This is a genomic window from Mesorhizobium sp. P5_C1 (assembly GCF_054049815.1).
In genome coordinates this window covers 1-536 of the sequence record NZ_JBFULQ010001407.1, presented here as the reverse complement: position 1 = coordinate 536, position 536 = coordinate 1, and the positions used below count along the sequence as shown (strand labels likewise).

The 536-nt window shown below is 60.8% G+C and carries 1 protein-coding gene; it reads right to left on the bottom strand.

Features of this window, described 5'->3' with window-relative positions; genetic code table 11:
- Positions 1 to 381: hypothetical protein (locus ACXJ7R_RS36065; RefSeq protein ID WP_457155937.1), on the bottom strand; the 381-nt coding region annotated here is incomplete at its 3' end.
- Between the last annotated feature and the right edge of the window lie 155 nt (positions 382 to 536).

The window sequence follows — 536 nt, the reverse complement described above, 5'->3', positions numbered from 1 at the left end:
GACACCGCGCGATGCCCCATCCCAGTTCCCCGTTCGCGCTGGCTCCGGCTCCGCGTCACCGAGGCGCGGCTGTACGGTCGGCAGCGCCATGTAAGCCTCAAGCGAACGGGGATCCGGATTCTTGCCTCGAGGCCTACCATCCTTCCGACTCCGGTCGACGTTTAACCCGGCTTCTGGAAGATTGTCATTCTCGGCTTGCGGCAACCGCTCTCTGGCTACAAGCCACAGAGCGGCGGCGCCGGTGGCGTTGTGCTTCTTCATCCAGGTCAGAGCTGGGCGCCCGCCGCGGTAGCGTATCCGGACAGTCGACGGCTTTTCCGGATTGGCTTTTAGAATGGCGTCGGCAAGGGCAAGCATTTCTTTTCGGGTGGTCGTGTTCATTGGGTGGTCAACCCCATACGAGAAACCGGCCTGGCCGGTACTGCCGAACCGCTCTGTGCGGGACGGGTAGAAAAATCATGGTGCAGCGCAACTGCACTAAGTGTGAGGGAGACTTTGAGCGTCGTGAAGGAGTCGCTCAAGCCTTACTATGGTAT